Origin of the sequence: Thermodesulfatator atlanticus DSM 21156 (genome assembly GCF_000421585.1) — a bacterium.
GTDB classification, from domain to species: Bacteria; Desulfobacterota; Thermodesulfobacteria; order Thermodesulfobacteriales; family Thermodesulfatatoraceae; genus Thermodesulfatator; species Thermodesulfatator atlanticus.
On record NZ_ATXH01000047.1, the window covers coordinates 1 to 3,903 of the forward strand.

Below are 3,903 nucleotides of genomic sequence, written 5' to 3' on the forward strand. Positions count from 1 at the left end.
ATAGATGAGATGTTCGCCTATAGTGATAGGAGAATTGTCTTTTTTAAACATAAGTCAAACTCCTATAGTTTTTCTCTAGCAATATCATGAGAAATATTCTGAATCAAGTAATTTTGCAAAGGTCTCTTCTTGAGTTCGTTAAATTCGGTTTTGGTAACGTTTTGAGAGAGACTTTCGTAGATTTCGCTTGCCAGCCAGATGAGCTTAAGGGCAGCTTCTTCGCCAAAAGTTTCCCGAAATTCTTCAAAGTACTTAAAGGCATTAAACATAGCTTAAGGATAATATAAAAAGTAGCGGGTATGGAAGGATACCATATCTCTCTGGGTTACGGAAAAACAAAACCCTGGTAATTGTCTTCTTCTCCTTTTAGCACGCGTGCTAAATGCCATATCTGGTTTTTAATAATGTCCCGATACGTGAATTCTTTTCCCACGCGCTGATAAAGGGCCTTTTCGTCCATTCTTTTGCGAAACTGGTCTAAAAATTTGCGCAGACCTTCTGGAGAGAGCCTTACTATAGAAAAGTCTTCGTCATCGTCCCAAGGTTCTTCGGTAAAATCTTTGGGTTTTATGGTGCCCCAGTTAAACAAACGAACCACCAGGGAATCAACTATTACCGGACGCCATTCTTCCATAACGTCAAGGGAAAGAGATGGCCGACCATAATCTGGCGCGTGCAGATACCCCAGGTGTGGATCAAGGCCTGACATCTCCAGAAAACTGGTGATCTGGGCGCAAAGAAGGGTGTAGCCCAGGGAGAGCAGGGCGTTTATGGGGTCTGGAGGGGGCCTTCTGATGCGTCCGGGAAAAGATAGGCCCTTTACCTGAAAGAGCTTCCCGTAAACAGAAAAATAGATATGGGCTGCCTGGCCTTCAATTCCACGTAAGGTTTCAAGGTCTTTTGCTTCGTGAGCTTCGCGGGCCTTCTTGCGTAATTCCAATATGGTCTTAGAGATGCTTTCGTCTTTTAGTTTGCGGTTTTGCCGCCTGAGATAGGCACGTTGGTTGTCTATTTTGGCTTTGATAAAGGCCCTGGCAAGTAAAAGACGTTTTTCTTCATTGTCAAAGGTGCGAAACTGGGCGAGTCTAAGCTCGATGTTTTTACCCCGTGGGGGACTAAGGCGCCCCAGATACTTGCCGGAAGTGTTGAGAAAATGGACGTCTATTTCGTGTTTTAGCAGGGCTTGAAGGGCCTGAGCGGTGAAATGAATGCGCCCGAAGACAAAGACGTGGGATAAGTCGTCCAGTCGAATTTCGTAGACAAGGGTATCCTGCCTGAAAAATTGCAGGCGCTTGCGCTCTCTTTTTACCTTAAGCCCTTGTTCGGTAAGGTAAAGATTCATCAACCTAATATATGCATTTTTAAGCGCAAAATGGCAACAAATTTCGGTGGGCTGAAGGTGCAACGCAAACCTTTTCCGAGCCGAAGTCCTGAGCGAAGTAAAGGAACAGTAAAGGATCTGGATCACCACAGCGGGCTTTGCCGCCTCTTACAGATCTCCTCACAATGGGCTATGAGCTAAGGGCAAAGGGCGATATCTGTGAGCCGTAAACTGTGATCAGTGAGTTGTGAGCGATGAAGAGATAATTGGGATATACGGCCCCAGAAAAAATGGGATCCGTTCCTATTTTTTGGCCTGGGAGCCTGCGAATCATAGTTTTTCGCCTCAAGATACGGAATTAGATCTAGAAAATAGGACGTCCTAAAAAAGGGATCCGTTCCTATTTTTCGTTCCGAAAAATGGGAACGGATTCTTGAAGCCTAAGAAATGGTGTTTTGTAAAGGTTTCGATAGAATACACAAAAGGGAATTTGCCAAAAAAACAGAAACTAAGCTAAAAAGTTATTGCTGGGAGCGTAAAACAGGCGATACTTGAACAATGTCATTGCAAGCGAAGCAATCTCAGGTAGAAGGGTTTCTAGAGGTTCTAAAGGTTCTAAAGGTTTGGACTGAATGGGTATCGAAAGCATTATTTTTGTCAGTCATTGCGAGGCACGAAGTGCCGAAGCAATCCCATGGGATCGCGCGGGCGTACAAGTCGCCTCGCGATGACTCTTTGTCGGATAAAACATGCTCCCATTAATATTGGGCTTGATAACGAGTAGGAAATCCTTCCAGGAGTGACAATAATGAAAAAACTTCCTGTAGGTATTCAGAGTTTTGAAAAGATTCGCACCGATAATTTTTACTACGTTGATAAGACTCCTTTTGTGAAAAAGCTCGTTGACGAAGGAGGAGGCTACTTTTTCCTCTCGCGCCCAAGGCGCTTTGGAAAAAGCCTTTTTCTTGATACCCTGCGTCAGGCCTTCCTTGGCAAACGTGAGCTCTTCCAGGGCCTTTTTCTGGAAAATAACTGGGACTGGTCTAAGAAGTATCCGGTGGTCTATATCTCCTTCGGTTCGGGAGTGATCAGGTCTCTTGATGAGCTTGTGGAGACCTTTTTTTCTATCTTGAGACGCCATGCTGACGAATATCAAATATCTTACCAGGAAAAACTTCCGAATAAGCGCTTCGAAGAACTTATTTTGCGCCTTAACGAAAAACATAACCAAAAGGTTGTGGTGCTTATCGACGAATACGACAAGCCCATCCTTGATAATATCCACAGACCAGAGCTTGCCGCAGAGATCCGCGAAGAGTTAAAAAATTTCTATTCCGTTCTCAAAGACGCAGACCCTTATCTTAAGTTTTGCTTCCTTATCGGCGTTACCAAGTTTTCCAAGGTTTCGATTTTTTCAGGATTAAACAATCTCAAAGACATCACCATCCATCCAGCCTATGCCACCATTTGCGGCTACACCCAGGAGGAATTTGAGAATACCTTTGCCGATAGATTAGAAGGAATTGACCTTTCCGAGGTGCCCCGCTGGTATAACGGCTACTCCTGGCTTGGGGAGCCTGTTTACAATCCCTTTGACATTTTGCTCTTTTTAGATAGCAGGGAGTTTCGGCCCTACTGGTTTGAGACAGGTACGCCTACTTTTTTGATAAAGCTTCTTTTGGCCCGGAAACTCAACGTAGCCAAACTGGAAAAGCTCGAAGTAGGCGACGAACTCCTTGAAAGCTTCGACGTGGATCGCATCTATCCAGAAACAGTCCTCTTCCAGACCGGCTATCTAACAATTAAAGGCACGAGGCGCCGGGGGTCCCTTACCAAATATATTTTGGGTTTTCCGAACCTTGAGGTACGCACAAGTTTCAATAACTTCTTGCTGAACACCTTTAGTGATCTTCCCACCAAAGAAGAACATTACGACCGTATTTACGAAGCCCTGGAGGAAGGGCGACCAGAGGAGTTAGAAGAAGTTTTCAAGGTGATCTTTGCCGGTATTCCGCATGACTGGTTTCGGAAGACGGGACTTGAGGAGTACGAAGGATTTTACGCCAGTGTATTTTACGCGTACTTTTGTGGTCTGGGGTTGGATGTGCGGGTAGAAGAGGCTACGAACCAGGGCCGGCTTGACATGGCGGTGCTTTTTGAAGGGCGCTGTTATCTCTTTGAATTCAAGGTAGTTGAGGATGAGCCAGAGGGCAAGGCGCTATTACAACTAAAGGAGAAGCGCTACTACGAGAAGTATCAAGAGAAGTGTGAGAAGATCTGGCTTATCGGGGTGGAATTTAGCAAGCGTGAGCGGAACATCGTTTCTTTTAAAGTGGAAGAGGTTTCCATTTCCCTCTCATGACTGGTAGGGGGCTAAGGGCGATGGGCTAGAGGCGAAGGGCTAAGGATCCGTTCCTATTTTTCGTTCCGAAAAATGGGAACGGATTCTTGAGCCGGAAGCTGGTATTGCGAGAGCTTTTTGGTGTGTCATTGCGAGGCACGAGGTGCCGAAGCAATCTCATGAGATCACGCGGGCGTACAAGTCGCCTCGCGAGATACTGTGGATTTTGTCAAGCCATTTG

Annotated in this window: 3 protein-coding genes; 1 reads left to right on the forward strand and 2 read right to left on the reverse strand. The window is 45.5% G+C overall.

Annotated elements, in window-relative coordinates; genetic code table 11:
* Positions 1-62: 62 nt before the first annotated feature.
* Both H528_RS0111765 and cas1 read right to left on the reverse strand, forming a co-directional pair.
* Complete coding sequence (locus H528_RS0111765; protein ID WP_022854496.1) at positions 63-269, reverse strand: hypothetical protein; 207 nt, start codon at positions 267-269, stop codon at positions 63-65.
* A 56-nt stretch (positions 270-325) separates the two neighbouring features.
* Complete coding sequence (cas1, locus tag H528_RS0111770; protein ID WP_157608256.1) at positions 326-1,342, reverse strand: CRISPR-associated endonuclease Cas1; 1,017 nt, start codon at positions 1,340-1,342, stop codon at positions 326-328.
* 787 nt (positions 1,343-2,129) lie between these two features.
* Between cas1 and H528_RS0111775 the strand changes: the two genes are divergently transcribed.
* The gene (locus H528_RS0111775; RefSeq protein ID WP_022854498.1) at positions 2,130-3,683 is read left to right on the forward strand and encodes an ATP-binding protein; all 1,554 of its coding nucleotides are present in this window, start codon (positions 2,130-2,132) and stop codon (positions 3,681-3,683) included.
* The last annotated feature ends 220 nt before the right edge of the window (positions 3,684-3,903 follow it).